The sequence below is a fragment of the Magnetospirillum sp. SS-4 genome (assembly GCF_902729425.1).
GTDB lineage: Bacteria > Pseudomonadota > Alphaproteobacteria > Rhodospirillales > Magnetospirillaceae > Phaeospirillum.
Genome location: NZ_CACVCH010000050.1, coordinates 46615 through 62177 on the forward strand (window position 1 = coordinate 46615; position 15563 = coordinate 62177).

Annotated in this window: 20 protein-coding genes and 1 pseudogene; 11 read left to right on the forward strand and 10 right to left on the reverse strand. The window is 59.9% G+C overall.

All coding sequences use genetic code 11. From position 1 onward, the window contains the following. Positions 1-35: 35 nt before the first annotated feature. The gene (locus tag MTBSS4_RS07845) at positions 36-1271 is read left to right on the forward strand and encodes a radical SAM protein (RefSeq protein ID WP_173982850.1); all 1236 of its coding nucleotides are present in this window, start codon (positions 36-38) and stop codon (positions 1269-1271) included. 2 nt (positions 1272-1273) lie between these two features. Further along, positions 1274-1900, forward strand: coding sequence for a DUF1833 family protein (locus tag MTBSS4_RS07850; RefSeq protein ID WP_173982851.1), 627 nt, complete (start codon positions 1274-1276; stop codon positions 1898-1900). Here the strand turns inward: MTBSS4_RS07850 and MTBSS4_RS07855 are convergent. Beyond that, positions 1897-2235, reverse strand: a complete 339-nt coding sequence (locus MTBSS4_RS07855; protein WP_173982852.1) for a type II toxin-antitoxin system PemK/MazF family toxin — start codon at positions 2233-2235, stop codon at positions 1897-1899. The genes MTBSS4_RS07850 and MTBSS4_RS07855 overlap by 4 nt on opposite strands. After that, on the reverse strand, positions 2225-2449 hold the full coding sequence (locus MTBSS4_RS07860) for an AbrB/MazE/SpoVT family DNA-binding domain-containing protein (RefSeq protein WP_096700645.1): 225 nt from the start codon (positions 2447-2449) through the stop codon (positions 2225-2227). Before MTBSS4_RS07860 ends, MTBSS4_RS07855 begins: the two co-directional genes overlap by 11 nt. A 52-nt stretch (positions 2450-2501) precedes the next feature. Here MTBSS4_RS07860 and MTBSS4_RS07865 point away from each other — a divergent pair, with 52 nt between their 5' ends. The 5 genes from MTBSS4_RS07865 to MTBSS4_RS07885 are packed head-to-tail and all read left to right on the forward strand — an operon-like array spanning position 2502 to position 6866. Further along, positions 2502-2936 carry an NlpC/P60 family protein gene (locus MTBSS4_RS07865; RefSeq protein WP_254432442.1) on the forward strand — a complete coding sequence of 145 codons (435 nt, stop codon included), beginning with the start codon at positions 2502-2504 and terminating at the stop codon, positions 2934-2936. Beyond that, positions 2933-5293, forward strand: coding sequence for a host specificity factor TipJ family phage tail protein (locus MTBSS4_RS07870; protein WP_173982853.1), 2361 nt, complete (start codon positions 2933-2935; stop codon positions 5291-5293). Before MTBSS4_RS07865 ends, MTBSS4_RS07870 begins: the two co-directional genes overlap by 4 nt. A gap of 26 nt (positions 5294-5319) precedes the next feature. Beyond that, positions 5320-5646, forward strand: a complete 327-nt coding sequence (locus MTBSS4_RS07875; RefSeq protein WP_173982854.1) for a phage holin family protein — start codon at positions 5320-5322, stop codon at positions 5644-5646. Between the two features lie 4 nt (positions 5647-5650). Next, positions 5651-6280, forward strand: a complete 630-nt coding sequence (locus MTBSS4_RS07880) for a glycoside hydrolase family 19 protein (RefSeq protein WP_173982855.1) — start codon at positions 5651-5653, stop codon at positions 6278-6280. Continuing rightward, the gene (locus tag MTBSS4_RS07885; protein ID WP_173982856.1) at positions 6267-6866 is read left to right on the forward strand and encodes a hypothetical protein; all 600 of its coding nucleotides are present in this window, start codon (positions 6267-6269) and stop codon (positions 6864-6866) included. The genes MTBSS4_RS07880 and MTBSS4_RS07885 overlap by 14 nt, the downstream gene beginning before the upstream one ends. Positions 6867-7076: 210 nt before the next feature. Here MTBSS4_RS07885 and MTBSS4_RS07890 read toward each other — a convergent pair whose 3' ends face one another. Both MTBSS4_RS07890 and MTBSS4_RS07895 read right to left on the reverse strand, forming a co-directional pair. Next, the gene (locus MTBSS4_RS07890; RefSeq protein ID WP_173982857.1) at positions 7077-7979 is read right to left on the reverse strand and encodes a plasmid partitioning protein RepB C-terminal domain-containing protein; all 903 of its coding nucleotides are present in this window, start codon (positions 7977-7979) and stop codon (positions 7077-7079) included. Then, a complete protein-coding gene (locus MTBSS4_RS07895) occupies positions 7976-8239 on the reverse strand; it encodes a hypothetical protein (RefSeq protein ID WP_173982858.1) in 264 nt (87 codons plus the stop codon). The genes MTBSS4_RS07890 and MTBSS4_RS07895 overlap by 4 nt, the downstream gene beginning before the upstream one ends. A 399-nt stretch (positions 8240-8638) precedes the next feature. Here MTBSS4_RS07895 and MTBSS4_RS07900 point away from each other — a divergent pair, with 399 nt between their 5' ends. The 3 genes from MTBSS4_RS07900 (at position 8639) to MTBSS4_RS07910 (ending at position 10372) form a co-directional block, all read left to right on the forward strand. Then, the gene (locus MTBSS4_RS07900; protein ID WP_173982859.1) at positions 8639-8788 is read left to right on the forward strand and encodes a hypothetical protein; all 150 of its coding nucleotides are present in this window, start codon (positions 8639-8641) and stop codon (positions 8786-8788) included. 305 nt (positions 8789-9093) lie between these two features. After that, a complete protein-coding gene (locus MTBSS4_RS07905; RefSeq protein WP_173982860.1) occupies positions 9094-9558 on the forward strand; it encodes a hypothetical protein in 465 nt (154 codons plus the stop codon). Between the two features lie 163 nt (positions 9559-9721). Then, entirely contained in the window at positions 9722-10372 is a 651-nt protein-coding gene (locus MTBSS4_RS07910; protein ID WP_173982861.1) for a hypothetical protein, read from the forward strand. Positions 10373-10643: 271 nt separating this feature from the next. On the opposite strand, the gene MTBSS4_RS07915 is transcribed toward MTBSS4_RS07910, so the two are convergent. From MTBSS4_RS07915 to MTBSS4_RS07940, 6 genes and pseudogenes are all read right to left on the reverse strand, one after another. After that, positions 10644-11285, reverse strand: a complete 642-nt coding sequence (locus MTBSS4_RS07915; protein ID WP_254432443.1) for an HD family hydrolase — start codon at positions 11283-11285, stop codon at positions 10644-10646. Positions 11286-11287: 2 nt separating this feature from the next. Then, positions 11288-11431, reverse strand: a complete 144-nt coding sequence (locus MTBSS4_RS07920) for a hypothetical protein (protein WP_173982862.1) — start codon at positions 11429-11431, stop codon at positions 11288-11290. Further along, positions 11428-11676, reverse strand: a complete 249-nt coding sequence (locus MTBSS4_RS07925) for a hypothetical protein (protein WP_173982863.1) — start codon at positions 11674-11676, stop codon at positions 11428-11430. The genes MTBSS4_RS07920 and MTBSS4_RS07925 overlap by 4 nt, the downstream gene beginning before the upstream one ends. Further along, a complete protein-coding gene (locus MTBSS4_RS07930; RefSeq protein WP_254432444.1) occupies positions 11677-12690 on the reverse strand; it encodes a YafY family protein in 1014 nt (337 codons plus the stop codon). It lies immediately after the preceding gene. Between the two features lie 655 nt (positions 12691-13345). Next, a protein-coding gene (locus MTBSS4_RS07935; RefSeq protein WP_173982864.1) for an IS5 family transposase occupies positions 13346-14109 on the reverse strand; the annotation gives its coding sequence in 2 pieces (ribosomal slippage) (positions 13346-13779 and positions 13779-14109; 765 coding nt in all). Between the two features lie 410 nt (positions 14110-14519). Beyond that, positions 14520-14748: pseudogene (locus tag MTBSS4_RS07940) on the reverse strand (DDE-type integrase/transposase/recombinase); the annotation flags it as partial. 383 nt (positions 14749-15131) lie between these two features. Here MTBSS4_RS07940 and MTBSS4_RS07945 point away from each other — a divergent pair. Then, positions 15132-15551, forward strand: coding sequence for a hypothetical protein (locus MTBSS4_RS07945; RefSeq protein ID WP_173982865.1), 420 nt, complete (start codon positions 15132-15134; stop codon positions 15549-15551). The last annotated feature ends 12 nt before the right edge of the window (positions 15552-15563 follow it).

A 15563-nucleotide genomic window follows, 5' to 3' on the forward strand; every position in this document is an offset into this window, starting at 1 on the left:
CAAGCCTCCCTTGTTTCTATTACCGAGAGGCCGCCATGCTTTTCCGCCTGCATCTGATGGGGCCGGACGGCGCGTCGAAGACGGCCATCTACGACACCGCGACGTCGGGCCTCACCATTGATGGCCAGCCCTTCGCCGAGGTCGAGACGGATTGTGCCGTACCTCCGTCCGTTCTGGTCTCTCCGGCCACGCCCGGGTACAAGGCTGGTCCGTTCAAGCGCCTCAAGATCCAGATGGGCTTGGCCTGCAACATGGCCTGCTCCTATTGCCTCCAGGTGACGCACCGGGAGGAGAAGACCAGCACAATCGACGCCGAGGCGTTCCTGGCCGGGCTTGACACCTGGTGGCGGCCGGACAGGGATGAAAACCTGCGCATCGAGATCTGGGGCGGCGAGCCGTTGCTGCACTGGGGCAAGCTGCGGGCGCTGGTGACCGGGCTGCGGGCCCGCCACCCCAAGGCCAACATGCTGGTCATCACCAACGGCACCTTGCTGACCCTGGAGATCGCCCGCTGGGCGCGGCAGATGGGGCTGCATCTGGCCATCTCCCATGATGGACCGGGGCAGAAGGTTGTGCGCGGCCGCGATCCGCTGGAAATACCGACGGCGCTGGAAGCCATCCGCTGGCTGGTGGCCGAGCATCCCCAGCACGTCAATTTCAACTGCGTCCTGACGCCGGGGAATCACCGCCTGGGGGGCATCCGCCGTCACCTGGAAGAGGCCCTGGGCGTGGAGGAGATTGCCCTCTCGACCGAGGGACTGGTGCAGGTCGATGGTGGCCAGACCTCTCCCTTGACGGATTTGGACCACGAGGCCATCCGCCTGTCGCTGCTGGACGAGATGATCAGCGGCGAAGCTTTGCGCAACATCACCATCGCCCAGAAGGTCCGGGATTTCCGCCTGTCGCTGGCCAGTCGGCGACCGTTGTCCTCGGTGGGCCAAAGGTGCGGCATGGACCGGCATCATCAGATCGCGGTGGATTTGAAGGGTAACGTGCTGACCTGCCAGAACACCCCGGAGCCGGAAATGCGGATCGGCCACGTCTCCGCCATGGACAATGTTCGTCTCGACACCGCCACGCATTTCAGCCACCGGCCCGGATGCATGGAATGCCCGGTGGTCCACCTGTGCCAGGGGGCCTGCATGTATGCCGAGGGTGACGATTGGGACGCCACCTGCCGCAACAGCTTTACCTTCCACGCGGCGATCCTGTCGGGCGCCATGGCCCATCTGACCGGCATGGCCATCACCGACATCGAGCCTCTCCGGTAATCATGCCCGATCCCGCTCTCGAAGAGGCGATCCGCGAGGCCTATGCCTCGTGCCCCTCCAACGCCATTCCGCTCCACACCATGGAACTGCGCCATCCCGCCTTCATGGATGACCACGGCAATCCGACCGCCGTCCGGGTGGTGCGCAACTACGAGGATGAGGTCACCTGGCGCGAACGCGGCGGAGCCGAGGTGGCGGCCGTGCTGGATTCCATGACGGAGGAGGCTCGCAGCCGGGTCGGGCTGGTGGCCCGCCTTGAATCCGATGCCCCGGTCAATGCCGGCCAGATGGTGGCCTTCATTGCGCTGGCCTTCGATTTCCAACTGCCCGAGGTCAGTTCCGCCCCGGTGCCCGAACTCACCGTCACCATGGACAATGTCGGCCGCGAACTGATGGAGCCGCTGGAGGCCGCCGCCACCTCCCTGGTCCGCATCGAGGTCACCTACCGTCCCTATCTCGACATCGATCTCGACGGTCCCCAGATGGACCCGCCCCTGACCATGACCCTGGTCCACGTCAACTGCACCGCCACCCAGATCACCGCCCGCGCCCAGATGTCCCAGATCGGCAACAAGGCCTTCCCCTGGCGCACCTATACCCAGCGCTGCTTTCCGGGGCTGGGCGGTTAGCCGGTCGCCAGACAGTCGGACAGGGCCGCCCCTACCGCAGCCCGGTCCTTGTCGGCCAAGGTTCCCGTCCTTCTCAGAATCAGATCCCGATCCAGGGTGAACAGCTTGAACCGCACTAGGCAGGGCGCGGTCAGGCCGGCCTTGTCCCAATCATGGATGTGAACATCGCTCGGCCAGTCGCTTTGCTTGGCGGTGGTGATCATGGCAAGCACGACCTGATCATGCCGGTCGTTGAAGGCTGAGGTCGAAACCACCAGGGCGGGACGCCGCTTGGCTCCAACCTTGTCGGTGAAGGGAAACGGCACCACCACCACGTCGAACGGCTCAAAGCCCACGCCAGGCCTCCTCGTCCTCGGGGCTGTTCCACTCGCCGAGCGTGCCCTGGATGGCGCGGAGGTACTCATCGCCGCCCGGCGCGACCTTGCGGATCAGAACCTGATCATCATCGACCACGAAGGTGACCGTGTCCCCGGCTGCCAGATGAGCGGCTTCGCGCACCCGCTTGGGGATCGTCATTTGCCCCTTCGACGTAATCCTCGCCAGTTCCATCGGGAATGACCTTTCCAAATTCCTTACCAGTAAGAATATCGGAGTTCTCACCGTGGTAAGCAAGCCATTCCAGGCGATTTCCGCCCACTGGGCCACGCCCTATATCGGCCAGCCGTGGTCGAAGCACGGCCAGGGGCCGGATGCCTGGAACTGCTGGAGCTTCTTCCGCCACGTCCAGAAGATCCATTTCGGGGTCGAGACCCCAATGGTGCCCTATGCCGACGACCTGCTGGTGCTGGCGCGGCTGTTCCGCGATCACGGCGAGCGATCTCACTGGCAGCCGGTGACCGCCTATCGGGAGGGCGACGGGGTGATGATGCGCACCGCCCGCTATCCCATCCATGTCGGGGTATGGCTGGAGGTGGATGGCGGCAGGGTCCTGCACTGTGCCGCCGGATCGGGGGTGGTGTGCCAGTCCCGGCGCGATCTGGCGGCCAATGGCTGGCGGATCGACGGAATCTACCGTCACCGGGGGACCGCATCATGAGGGCGCGCGTCACCCTGGTGGCGGATGCCTTCAATCCGCTGCGCTCCATGCAGGTGGTGGAGGTGGAGCGGCCCGTTACCGTCCGCGCCTTCCTGGATGGCCGCAGCATCGACGAATTCCCGGTCCCCACCATCTGCCTGAGGAATGGCCGCCCGCTGCTGAGGCGCCATTGGGCCGGGACCGTCATCGACCATGACGACATCGTCGCCTTCGTCGCTCAGCCGCTGGGCGGTGGTGGGGGCGGCGGTGGCAAAAACCCGCTGACCACCGTGCTGATGGTGGCGGTGATGGTCGTGGCCATGGTGCTGGGCCAGTACTATGTCGGGCCGATGCTGGCCTCCTCCCTGGGCGTCACCAGCGCCGCCGGCATCGCCACGGTGGGCGCCATCTCGACGGCGGCCATCGCCTCGGTGGGCATGATGGCGGTGGGCGCCCTGGTCTCGGCCCCCAGTCCCGCCACGCCGTCCCTCAACTGGGGCGGCGGTGGCGGGGTGGCGCCGTCCCCCACCTACAGCCTGACCGCCTCGGGTAATCAGGCCCGCCTGGGCCAGCCGATCCCCGAGATCTTCGGGCGTCACAAGGTGGTGTTCGATCTCGCCGCCACGCCCTATCAGGAATACGTGGCCGGGGAGCAATACCTGTTCCAGCTCCACTGCATCGGAGTGGGGCAATACCGGCTCGATGCGCTGATGATCGACGACACCCCGCTGGCCTCGTTCGAGGAGGTCCAATATCAGGTCATTCCCCCCGGTGCCGCCGTCACCCTGATGGATGCCTGGGTGGTCACCGCGGTGGAAGTCGCGGGCCAGGAACTGAAAGGCCCCAACCAGTTGACCAATGGCGAGACCGGCTGGGTCGGCCCCTTCGTCGCCAATCCCGCCGCCACCACCGCCCATCACATCGGCATCGACGTGGTGTTCACCAACGGCCTCTACTACGCCAACAATTCCGGCACCCTCGACCCTAAGACGGTGACCTGGGAGGTATGGGGGCGGCGGATCGACGATCTCGGCGGGGCGCTGGGGGACTTCACCTTACTGGCGACCGAAACCTACACCGCCGCCACCAACACCCAGATCAGGCTGTCCTATAAATACCCGCTGGTCTCGGCCCGCTGGGAGGTCAGGCTTCGCCGCACCAATGACCGCGACCAGGATGGCCGCACCGCCCATGAGATTCGTTGGGGCGAGATGCGGTCCTATCTCGACGGTTCCCCCGATTACGGCGACGTTACCCTGCTGGCCATCAAGATGCGGGCGACCGACAATCTGTCGCAGCGATCAAGCCGCCTGATCAACGGCATCGTCACCCGCAAGCTGCCGCTCTGGTCGCCGGAGACCGGCTGGTCCGAGCCGGTTCCCACCCAGGCCATCGCCCCGGTGGCGGCCTATGTCATGCGGGCGACCAACGGCGCCCAACTGGCCGATACCCGCCAGGATCTGGACATGCTGTGGCGACTGCACCTTGTCTGGGAAGCCCGTGGCGACCGCTTCAGCGGGGTGTTCGACACCACCACCACCGCCTGGGAGGCCTTGGTCAAGGTGCTGCGGACAGGGCGGGCGGCCCCCTATCAGCAGGGCGGCATCGTCCGCTATATCCGCGACGAACCCCGCACCTTGCCGGCAGCCCTGTTCAACGGCCGCAACATCGTCAAGGGCAGTTTCGCCATCGAATACGTCATGCCCGGCGAGGACACCGCCGATTCGGTGACGGTGGAGTTCTTCGATGAAATCACCTGGAAGATCGCCGAAATCACCGCCGCCCAGCGGGGTGGCGCCATCCGGGTGCTGACCCCATCCGAGATGGTCAACGCCCCGCCGGAAAAGCCGGGCCGTGTCCAAATGTTCGGGATCACCAACCGCGACCACGCCGGACGCGAGGCCTGCTTCCTGGTGGCCTGCAACATCTATCGCCGCCGTCTGCCCACCTGGAAGACCGAGTTGGACGGCATGATCCTGTCCTATGGCGAATTGGTGGCCGTCTCTCACCCCATGCCGGCCTGGGGCCTGGGCGGCGAGGTGGTGGACTGGGACGAGGTCGCCGGACTCCTCACCCTGTCGGAGCCGGTGCGCTGGAGCGAGGGAGCCGCCCACTTCATGGCGCTGCGCCGTCGCGACGGGCGGCTCGATGATCCGGTGGAGATCGAACCTTCCCCCGGCGGCGATCCCTTCCAGGTCCGGGCCCTCGATCCGCTGCCCTTCGCCCCCGACACCGGCGGCGATCGCGAGCGCACCTATTACGCCCTCGGCCCCGGCACCACCTGGGCCCAGCGCGTCCTGGTCCGCTCGCTGCGGCCCCGCTCGCGTCAGGTCGAGATCTCGGGAATCTGTGAAGACGACCGCGTCCACGTCAATTGAGCCACGCTACTGATAAGGATTCCGCCATGCTCGAGCAGCAGCCTTCACCCGAGGTCAAGACCCTGGTCTCGGGTCTGGCCGGGCTGATTCCCACCGCCATGCTCGCCCGCTTCCTGTGGCACCACCGGCTGGTGCGCCTGGGTCAGCGCCGGTTCTGGTCACGCGACCTGCTGTGGGAATGCCCGACCGCCGCCTTTTCGGCGGTGCTGGGCGGCGGAGTCGCCGCTCATTTCACCCTCGGCCTGATGGAGACCCATGCGGTGGTCGGCATCTGCGCCTGGCTGGGGCCGCGCGGCCTCGAAGTGGCGTTGAGCAGGTTCGTTGCCCGCTGCACTCCCCCCGATAAGGACTGATCCCATGCTGACCACAGACGTCTTGCGTGCCACCTTCACCGGGGCGCGGTCCACCGATCTTGACCGTTTCGCGGCACCGCTGGCCGCTGCCTGCGCCGAATGGGGCATCGACACGCCGCTACGACTGGCCGCCTTCCTGGCCCAGATCGCCCACGAGAGCGGCCAGTTCCGCGCCCTGGCCGAGAACCTGAATTACTCCGCCGAAGCCCTGCTGCGAGTCTTCCCCCGCCATTTTGATGCAGAAGGGGCCGAGGCTTATGCCCGCCAGCCGGAGCGCATCGCCGCGCGGGTTTACGCCAACCGCATGGGCAATGGCGACGAGGACTCCGGCGACGGCTGGCGCTATCGCGGGCGCGGCCTGATCCAGCTCACCGGCCGCGCCAATTATGCCGCTTGCGGCGAGGCGCTCAGGCTCGGGCTGGTCCATGCCCCGGAGATGCTGGAGCAGCCCGGCCTCGCCGCCCGCTCCGCCGGCTGGTTCTGGCAACGAAACGGCCTCAACCGGCCAGCCGATGCCGGCAACATCGAAACCATCACCCGGCGCATCAACGGCGGTCTCTCCGGACTCAAAGACCGCAAGGCCCACTACGCCCGCGCCTGTACCGCCCTGGAGGTGTCCCATGAATCTGCTTGATCTGCTCGGCGATGCCGCCGCCATCGCCGCCAATCCGGTAGCCGGTCTCGCCAAGGTGGCGTTGGATGTCGCTCCCGACATCGCCAGCCTGTTCGGTGACGATGCCGAGAAGGCCGTCGGCAAGCTGGCCGACACCGTCCGCGCCATCACCGGTACCGACAACCCCGACAAGGCTCGCGAGATGCTGGCCGATCCCAATCTGGTGTTCCAGCTTCGCGCCCAGGCGCAAGGATTCGCCCATGCCGAACGTATGCAGCAGATGACCGGGGCCATCACCACGCTGACCGCCACCCTGGCCGACCGCCAGAACGCCCGTGCCAGGGACAGCGACTTCATCAAGGCCGGGCGCGGCAACACCCGCGCCAACGTCCTGCTGGTCACCGCCGGACTCGGCATCGTCGGCGGCATCGGCTTCATGGTGTTCGGCAACGTCGATGGCAACACCGCCGTCGGTGGCTGCATCATTTCCGTCGTCACCTTGCTGGCGGGAAAATTCGCCACCGCCTTCGATTTCGAGTTCGGCGGATCGGCCGATTCCGAACAAACCCGCACCCTGCTGGCCCAGGCACCGCCCATCGGTAGATAGCCGCCAACCATATTTATCTGATTCAGCCGACCGAGGGAGCAATCCCCCCGGTCGGCTTTTTTCGTGTTTGTGGCCTGCGATAAGGCAGGCCAGTGGTAGGCTCAGGTCAGGGTCGCTGCCGTCCCCACCCCACGATTGATCCGTCCCTCGCGACGGCGTCTCCCTGTGGTCCCCGCGCTTGAAGGGTCCGGGTCCCCTGATCAACTTGCTTTATCGATCCAGCATCCGGGCGTCACCGCCGACGGCTTCGATGATGCTGCGCATCTCGAATGCCAGTTCGGGGTGGTGACGATCCAGGAAATCAGAAATCGCCTCGTTGCGAAACAACTTCGAGACATACCCCCTGGTTACAACCAAAGCCAACATGGTGTCGCCCAGGCTCCCTTCAACCGCCCGGTAATCCCGGCTCAGCCTCTCCATCTCCCGTTCCATCCGTGCGATGTCTTCCGCTGATACCCCCTCCAGCTTCTTGGGCTTGTCCGAATCCACCAGATACTCCGGTCTTGTCGCCGCCAGTAGCACCTTGGCGTAGGACACCGTGAACCGGTTGGCCAGGATCATCATCTCTGTCGCCTCGATCTGGCGCATCGGCTTCATTTTACGCAGAAGCGGAAATATCGCCGGTGTGACCATGCAATCCTTCAGCATCTCCGCCACCTCCGGTGCGATGCGGTCCAGCATGTGCTGGCGCTCCTGGATTCTCTTGACGTCCATCGCCATACCCTCGGCAATCTCCTCGGCCGGGACTCCCCTCTGGATGGCACGGAGGATCATTCGGTGCTCCTGGACCGCCGTCATTCTGGCGACCCGCCGATTGTAGGTGAACCCCTCGTCGTCGGTGGACACCAGGCAGATTGTTGACGTGGCCCCAATCTCCTTCAGGGCGTGGAGACGGAGATGTCCGTCCAACAGAATATAATGGGGAGAACCGTCGCTCCCCTTCTCGGGAAAGACCGCCAGCGGCTCGATAACGCCGACCTTGCGTACCGAGGCCAGGATGCTGCGGTACTTGGATGTTTTGAGGACAGTCTTGGCGACGATTCGGGTGGGCAGAATCCACTCCAGAGGCAACGTGACCGTTGTGGTCTCAAAACCGAGATGGATGGAGGTCATGGGCTAGGCCTAATCTGATTGGCCAGAACCTTGGGCAGATCGTCCAATCCCTCCGCCCGGAGCAGGGTGCGAAAATGCTCGTCCGCGAGCAATTGGCGCAGCGCGGTCGTCAGCAACAAAAGCCGTTGCTCGCCGATCTCGGTCTTTCGGATCAGCACTTCCTGGCGCCTCACCTCCTCCTGATAGGCACGCACCAGCGAACGGGTCGATGTGGTCGGCAGGTCCTTGCTTGCCAGGGAACGGCCATAGCCAGTCCCCATTAAGCGACGCGGATCACTGCATTCGGCTGGAGGCAGAGCGCATCAGCATACCATCCCGGCGCGGGATCAGTAGGCGGCGCCATGGGGGCATCACGGTTAGATCCCCGAGCCAGTCGTGCATACGCGGCCTTAAACCCCTTGCGATGGCGGGAGAAATCATGGAGCGGGTGGAACTGTGCATGGACATCGCCTTACACCGCGTGCGGTCGTATCAGCCGCACGGCCGTCTCATAGCAACCAGAATGCCAAGGTGAGGCTGGCTGGACAACAAATTCAGCAGCAGCAATACGGTGTTGCTCTGATTACATGATCGCGTTTTGCGGGAATAACGCGACCAAGCGGTCTCTCTGTGCCAACGTGATTGCGATACGTATATCTTCTAGGGTGACCGTATCTGTCATGCTCGATTGCCAGTATCTGCTGGAAGCCATGGGCGAGAATAGATTCATTGCGGCGGATTCCCGTGTGGCCTTGATCACGATGATGCCCAACGAGAAGAAGGAAAGCCTCATCGCCTCGGTTCAGCAATTAATGTGTACGACAACCTGATTGCGGGCTGGCGAGTGAGATCAGGCCAATCAATGCGGATAGCTTTTTGACATGATTTTCCCAATTCGAGCGTAATGGGGACCGCTGAGAATTCATGAAACGGCCTTTGACGGGTATCCATCAGGGATCCGTCCTTGAACCACATGATCAACCCTTGGAAATCCCAGATCGAGAAGCTGTATGCCCCATTACCCTGGATATTGAACAATACGCCAAGGGCGCGTAGTTTGTTTGAACAGTGACGCCTGTCGAGCGAACTTAAGCGCAGCTCGGGAAATTGCCCCGGCACACTGAGGAGGGAATTAATGAGATTTTTCTTCAATCGAAGCCTTTCCTTCAGCGGATTGTCCGTCGGTCAGGAGGGCGTTAAAGCCCTTGGCGGTCTGATTGTTGTCGTGTTTGTTGCCGCCGGAATAGCATTCGACGCTGTTATGGTCGAGATATCGAGGTCTGTAGCGAAGATGAATGCCGGGGTTTCACTCAATTTTCCGATGGATTACCTCAATATTTATTATAGCTATTTTATAAAGTCACTTAGCGTGACGATCAACTTTCCTTACATCGTCGGAAAACGCGTCTATATAGGCCTCGGAAATCTCTCCGACGGTTTTCGTGGTATCCTAGCGCTTGCCTCGGGCGGATTCCTGTACACCCTACTAATATACACCTTGTTTCTTGCACGTAAGATTCTTTGGGTGATCCTTCTATTCACCTTCATCCTCGTCGCCGTCTCCATCCTCGCCCTCGTTGGAGAGTGGATTTTTGCATGAACCATAAATCGCAGGCTGATGAAGTTGGTGTGATCGCGGTTGATTCAGCCGCGGAAGCTATTATCATAATATACGGTGGGGTTGTTTTTTGAATTTGCCGCCTAGATAACAACATCTCATTGACCTCGTCATAAAGTAGTTGGAATCCTTAAGAGTGGCAATAATGAAGAAATACGAGATTACATTCAAAGCAAAAGAGCGTGGCGGCTGGTTGTTAGACAAAAATGGCGCTCGGGCACACAACGCTATATCGGGACTGTTCGGCACTAACACTCGAATCGTTGAGGCCAATTCGTCCAAAGAGGCCAGAGAGAAATTTGGAACCTTCTTTGGCGCGTTCACCATTGTGAGTGTGAAACTTGTAAAGGGCCAAGCCTCGTCTGGAGATCGGAAACCACGGCCCACCCCCCATACCGCGAAGGGCCGGATTTCTGTGGCTCCAAGCACTCCCATTCAGGCCGCCGAGTCGTCTGCATCAATTCCGCAATCCAAAGCCCATATGAATGGAGATGTCACTCCCTCCCAAGTAGATATGGCCGTGCAAAAGGTAACTCTAAAGGAGGCGTTTAGCCCTTTAAAGTGGCTGACGGCGCTGGCAGGGCTTCATGTGGCGTTAATACTTTGCGCGAAGATCCTTGAAACAGAACCACTGTCACTTCCCCGTAACTTGCTGGGTATATTATTTTTAGCAAGTACATTTTATTTGATATGGGCAGTTTCAGGAGGAAAGGAAGGATCATCTGCAGTAAAGTCGTTTACCGGAATGATTTATATTATTACATCGTTATTTAGCATTCTGCTCATTCATAGTTAGATGATTGTTGCTGCTGGGTAGGGTGGAAAAATAGGGATTGTGATGGTACATCTTCGGTTCTTCGCCGCCCCACTCAGGGATCTCTTCAAATCCATTTGAGGCGTCGAAGAACCAGAAATTTGTGAGATCGGGATCGGGGCAATCACCACCGCAGCCGGTGGTAGCAATGAACCTGTCCCGCACGCCTATGCGCGCCGCTGCAAAAGTAGGCCACGGATCGGCGCCAATTTTTCTCCGGCGTTGACACGGTATTCTTTGAACGGCTCCATCATCACCTCCCCGAAGCTGACCTGCGGGTTGAACGCCACCGCTTGTGACACTGATGACCACCTGCCCTCAGGTCATGGAAAACCGACAGAAACTTGTCCCGTGCTATGGCTGACGACCAGGCCACCAGTTCAATATCAGGAATGGCCTTTCGCCATCCAAATAGCCGGCGCGCATCCAGCTCATCGAAACCGGCCACGTGGATCGCCTCAAGGAAAGCAGCAAGACGATCGGCGCGATCGACAGCATCACTCCATTCATGGGGTATCGTGGCCGGCAGGCCGAACGCTGAGTGGATGGCTGCCGCCATCCGTGATTCAAGCTCGACATACCCTTGCCCTATAGCCCTCTTAAATGGGGTTACGAGATCAGAGGTCACGAACTCGGGGCCGTCATGAAGCAAGGCAGCAAGCAGGCAATGGGGTGGCGCAGTTGGCAGATCCGTGGCGACGAGTTCCGTCACCAAGATGGAATGCTGGGCCACTGAATACCCGTGCTCCCCATGGGTCTGACCATTCCAACGGGCCAGCCGTGACAATCCCAGCGCGATGTCCTCGATCTCAATGTCCAGGGGGCTTGGATACAAGATATCGAGGCGACGCCCCGATAACATTCTCTGCCAAGCTCGACCGCCACCCTGTTCCACGATCACAGTCCTTGGAAAATGGCGACTTGGAGGGAAGCAGAAACGACCGGCTTACCCTGCTCTGCAAGAAAGTCGTGGATGTCGTCCATCAGCACGGGCGTCATAGCAATGAGCGCGAACAATCCGATCCGGGTCAAAATGTTCATTTGGCACACTCCGCAAGACGCTCGACCGCCGTCAGAACCCGCATCGCTGCAGTATGCTCTGGCCATCGACCATCTGGAGCAAACGCTTCGGCCCGGCGGGAAGCATCTTCAATAGCGACCTGAAGGCCATACCGCCCGATTAGCTCTTCGGCTGCGCGGTGCACGTCATCATCGGTCGGATGCTGTGTGGTCGAGGTGTTCATCACCAGGGTAGACTGCAAGATAATGGTGACAATTTCGGTCACTTATGGCGTCGTGCCCCAGGACATTCTTTGGCCGTGAACGATCTCCGCCAAGCCTTTGGGTTCGAGCACCTCCACCTTGTCGCCCCAAGCATAGAGGTGCCATGCCATTTCCAAGTCCGAAGCCGCATGAAGGGTCACCAGCAGGGACCCGTCCGGTTGGCGTTCAATCTGCTGGGATGGGTGGAAGATGAACTCCTCAGCATCATCGGCAGCTTCAGGAGCAAACTTCCAAACTGTCTTGAATGATTCGCCTTGGAAGAGGCCAAACGATCGGGCTGCAAACTGGTCGAGGGAAAAATCAGGCTGGCGAGTGAACGGCTCATCAGTCACTTCCAAGCTTTCGATATGCGGCAGAGCGAACAAGACCACGAAGTTGGCTTTTGGATTTTCATGGAACGCGACGAGATAGTTCCGGTGCCCGTGGAGGAATCCGTAGGGATGAACCAACCGCTCGTTGACCTTCTTGGTCTTGCGGTTTCGGTACTGAAGTTTGACCTTCACACACGCTTTGATGGCTTGCCGTAAATCTCCCACCACGCTAATTTCGATGCGTGGGCGCGGGCCGGGCCGCATCGCGAGCCCTTCTGCCTCGAGCAAAGCTTCAAGGTCAGGCTCAACTTTTCGAGCCACATCCGGTTTGAGCAAGGCCCGCAATTTGGCTCCAAGGGTCGTCAGTTCGGCGGCTTCGTCCTCGCGGTTGTCCCGTTCGAATAAGTTGATTGCGCCCTCAATGGCAGCCAGTTCCTCGGCGGTGAAAGCAACCAGGCGATCCAGGGTTCCTGATGGAAGCCGCCACCGCTTCGTCCGCTCGCCCGTATCCACTTCCTCCATTTGAGGAAAGTTTCTCATCGCGGCATCGCGCATGCGCATGGCTGTCCGCCGGCCAACTCCGAACTTTTCCTCAATGTCAGCCAAGGAAAGGCCACTCCGGGCCGCCTGAAGTTCCAGAGCCAACTGCAGGAGATTGTCTGCCTTCTCGTATCGCATTCCCAGCCCCACGACCAAATTGGTCATGCATTTTCACCCGGTCATTGCAAACAAGCAACATCAATGAGAACGGAAGGTGACCGATTTTGACTCCCTAAGACGATATGGTCATGCTCATGGATAAGAGCACCAACCCAACGACACATTGCTTTCCCGCCGATTGGCGGTATGTGGATGGCTACCTAATCGAAGCCCGCCATGATGGTGAGGTTCGAATATGGGGGCCTTGGGATGGGGAATTTGGCTGCCGGACCGCAGAGGGTGCTGAGGTCATTCCCGAGTGGCCGCCATTGGGTCGTCTGGGAGTTTGGTTTGAACCAATCGGCCCAAAGGACGATGCCTGGTTCGCATCGCGGGCTGCGCTGGCCGCGTACTGGTCATCAATCCCAGTTCACGTGCGAATGAAAACCGCCCTGGCCAACTACAGTCAGTGGCAGGCTTGTTTACGGGCGCATCGAAATTCTGCCAAATAGCAATTACAAAGGGCGGCCGATCAGGTTTGGATTCCTGATCGGTCGGTCTAGCTTGACCTAGGCTAGTATCATCATCGATGAAATTATTCTTTGGACATCTGAACGTAACTTTATCTTCCCTTGGTCAGCTTCCATTCAAGCCCCTCTTCAATAGCAATTCTTACAGCTTGAATATACTCCCTATCCTCTTCACTTAGGCCGTAGACTCATTACGCGGCACACCAAATGCGCAGGGCGACCAGCTTGACGGCGGCGAGGAAGTTTCGCGGGTCTTTGTCGTAACGGGTGGCAATCCCCCGGAACTGTTTGATCTTGTTGAAGAACCGTTCGACCAGATTGCGCTGGCGATAGACCCAGGCGGAAAAGGCGAAGGTGCCCTTGCGGTTCGACCTGACCGGGATGTTGGCCCAGGTTTTGTTCGTCTCGGCCAAGGCGCGAATGGCGTTGCTGTCATAGCCCTTGTCGGCCAGCAGGGTCGTGCCGTCGCCCAAGGCTCCATCCAGCAAGGCTTCGGCCTCGACGCTGTCGTGGACCTGCCCGGCGGTCAGACGCAGGGTGACGGGACGGCCTTCCGCATCGACGAGCGCGTGGATTTTGCTGGTGAGGCCCCCACGGGAACGTCCCATGCCGCCATCATCGAGAGCCCCTTTTTTCCCGTGGCCCCGTGCTGGTGAACGCGGACACAGGTCGAGTCGATCATGATGATGTCGCCATCGTAAGCCTTGGAGATTTCCTCCAGGAGCCGATCCCAGACGCCCGCCTTGCGCCAACGGACGAACCGGTTGTAGCAGGTAGTCGGCGGGCCGTAGCGCTCGGGGACTTCCGCCCAGGGCGAACCCGTGCGGAAGCGCCACAGGATGCCGTTCAGGACCCGACGGTCATCGACACGGGGAACGCCACGGGGCTTGTTCGGGAGCAAGGGCTCGATGATCGACCATTCGTGATCCGTCAACTCGTACCGCCGCCGCGCCATCAATCGCCTCCATGCCTGAGGGAATCGTTGAATCACGACACGGCACGAGAGGGAAGCCTGTTTATGAGTTTACGGCCTAGCACCCCCCAAAACTTAGCGACACTTGATATTTTTTCATTGATGCCATCTCTTTGATTAGATTCGATCATGGACTGAATTTCATCCATCCGCTCTTTGATTGTTTCTCTAAGTCCCATTCTCCACCTCTCCTGACATCTAACCCCGCCAAGCTTCTTGCATGAGGAGCAGTATCCGCGTCGCAATGATCATCATTGCAATCATATATTGCGGTCATCAGCTTCGATTTAACCCTACATCCGTGGCAAAATTGGTCACACTTTCATGAGATGGAGGTGGAGGCACACGAAGGAAATGCCGACATCAATGCGGTTGGCGAGCCGCAGGCCGACGAACTCGCCCGAGGTGAACTGGCTGCCCTGGTGGGTGTTGAAGATCTCCGGCTTGCCGTGCCGGGCCAGCGCCACTTCCACCGCTTCCAGACAGAAATCGTCGCTCATGGTGATGGACAGCCGCCAGGCCAGCCCCCGGCGGCTGTACCAATCGACTACGGCGACGAGGTAGATGAAGCCCCCTGGCCATCGGGATGTCGATGTCCATCGCCTACACTTGGTTTGGCCGCTCGGGCCTTGAACATCACCACCGAATCCTAAGGCTTGCGCCCAGCATCGACTTCCGCGCCTCCGGCGGCTTCTGTCAAAACCTTCTTCCAGCAGGGGCCGGAAAATCTCCCAGGAAACTATCCCGTTGATCTGCGCCAAGGGATTGTTCTCGGCGGTTCAACCAGCGTACCGTAACTCGATATTGAAGAAACCCATCTGGGCCATAGTCGCTATCCTGGCCCATTGAATTTGCTCGGATTCTACCCCATCATCGCCGGAGAACGGGATTTTTCGAGGCGCCCCTAATGCCGGTGTTCAGGGCCGCCCATTTCCTCTGTGTGTCCAATTCTGTCCCATTGCTGAGGTAGTATCCCGTCAAGGAAACTGCTTGGGACCAACGGGATGCGTGGCAGCTTCACAGCATACAGCGAAGAATTTTGGATAGATAGCATTCGCTATATTTTTGAAGTAAGCATGGAAAGTGGCGTTGCATTTTATTTATGCGATTACAATGAAAATGTAAATCTTCTTAATGAAGATGAAATTGGATGGAACTACGGCGAGCCTGACATAGTCATTTCAGTGGGAGCAACAGGAATTTGCAGGAGCCCTAATCGTCTATTCCGAACAGTCACGGATATCGCTTTAAAGTGGCTAAAGCGCACTAGGGCACCATATTTTTTCTTTAAAACTGATAACATTAAAAAGCAGCGCATTTACTTGCATGTTATAGAACGCCTAGCACATCTGAATTCCTATTCGCATCAGGTCATATGTGATGGCGACGTGTTTTGGGTTTATATCGATGGCTTATCGCGATGAGGCAGGTACCGC

Excerpts from the sequence above, each read along its gene's own strand:
- MTBSS4_RS07930 (WP_254432444.1), bottom strand. The coding sequence starts at position 12,690 with ATGACCAATTTGGTCGTGGGGCTGGGAATGCGATACGAGAAGGCAGAC.
- MTBSS4_RS07860 (WP_096700645.1), bottom strand. The coding sequence starts at position 2,449 with ATGGAACTGGCGAGGATTACGTCGAAGGGGCAAATGACGATCCCCAAG.
- MTBSS4_RS07905 (WP_173982860.1), top strand. The coding sequence starts at position 9,094 with ATGAGATTTTTCTTCAATCGAAGCCTTTCCTTCAGCGGATTGTCCGTC.
- MTBSS4_RS07885 (WP_173982856.1), top strand. The coding sequence starts at position 6,267 with ATGAATCTGCTTGATCTGCTCGGCGATGCCGCCGCCATCGCCGCCAAT.
- MTBSS4_RS07880 (WP_173982855.1), top strand. The coding sequence starts at position 5,651 with ATGCTGACCACAGACGTCTTGCGTGCCACCTTCACCGGGGCGCGGTCC.
- MTBSS4_RS07920 (WP_173982862.1), bottom strand. The coding sequence starts at position 11,431 with ATGAACATTTTGACCCGGATCGGATTGTTCGCGCTCATTGCTATGACG.
- MTBSS4_RS07895 (WP_173982858.1), bottom strand. The coding sequence starts at position 8,239 with ATGGGGACTGGCTATGGCCGTTCCCTGGCAAGCAAGGACCTGCCGACC.
- MTBSS4_RS07875 (WP_173982854.1), top strand. The coding sequence starts at position 5,320 with ATGCTCGAGCAGCAGCCTTCACCCGAGGTCAAGACCCTGGTCTCGGGT.
- MTBSS4_RS07945 (WP_173982865.1), top strand. The coding sequence starts at position 15,132 with ATGCGTGGCAGCTTCACAGCATACAGCGAAGAATTTTGGATAGATAGC.
- MTBSS4_RS07850 (WP_173982851.1), top strand. The coding sequence starts at position 1,274 with ATGCCCGATCCCGCTCTCGAAGAGGCGATCCGCGAGGCCTATGCCTCG.
- MTBSS4_RS07900 (WP_173982859.1), top strand. The coding sequence starts at position 8,639 with ATGCTCGATTGCCAGTATCTGCTGGAAGCCATGGGCGAGAATAGATTC.
- MTBSS4_RS07845 (WP_173982850.1), top strand. The coding sequence starts at position 36 with ATGCTTTTCCGCCTGCATCTGATGGGGCCGGACGGCGCGTCGAAGACG.
- MTBSS4_RS07910 (WP_173982861.1), top strand. The coding sequence starts at position 9,722 with ATGAAGAAATACGAGATTACATTCAAAGCAAAAGAGCGTGGCGGCTGG.
- MTBSS4_RS07890 (WP_173982857.1), bottom strand. The coding sequence starts at position 7,979 with ATGACCTCCATCCATCTCGGTTTTGAGACCACAACGGTCACGTTGCCT.
- MTBSS4_RS07870 (WP_173982853.1), top strand. The coding sequence starts at position 2,933 with ATGAGGGCGCGCGTCACCCTGGTGGCGGATGCCTTCAATCCGCTGCGC.